This is a genomic window from Actinoplanes rectilineatus, assembly GCF_000962825.1.
GTDB classification, from domain to species: domain Bacteria; phylum Actinomycetota; class Actinomycetes; order Mycobacteriales; family Micromonosporaceae; genus Actinoplanes; species Actinoplanes rectilineatus.
This window is the reverse complement of record NZ_JZKF01000235.1, coordinates 1-506: the sequence shown is the minus strand read 5'-3', so window position 1 is coordinate 506 and position 506 is coordinate 1. Positions and strand designations below refer to the sequence as shown.

General features: G+C 64.6%; 1 pseudogene. It reads left to right on the top strand.

Annotated elements, in window-relative coordinates:
- Window positions 1–506: pseudogene (locus WH85_RS52055) on the top strand (hypothetical protein); the annotation flags it as partial.

Below are 506 nucleotides of genomic sequence, written 5' to 3'. Positions count from 1 at the left end.
AAGACCTGAAATGCCCCGCATCCTCCACGACTCTGCTGGGCCGCCTGAAATCGCTGACCGCACTGCGAGCGGACGCGAACCGCGATGACATCCTGCGTGGACTGGATCTGAACGAAACGCCGGCGGACAAGGCAGCCGCAGGATCCGGTGACGCGGCCGCGGGTGGAGCGACGGAGGATTCCGGAGCCGACTCCGGTGACATCAGCGCGTTGGTGCCGGCGTTGGGTTTCAGCCCGGGAGATCCGAACGCGACAGCCGACCGCGTGGGCCCCACCGGGGTGAATGTTCCCGGCCGTTGCCCACCCACTCAAGCACAGGTGAACGCGCAGGTAGCGCTCAAGAATACGAACCTGCCGAGCGGCACGGATCTTGAAAGCCGCATCCAGCGTTTCGAGAAGACCTTGTCGGCGATTCAAGACCTGAAATGCCCCGCATCCTCCACGACTCTGCTGGGCCGCCTGAAATCGCTGACCGCACTGCGAGCGGACGCGAACCGCGATGACATC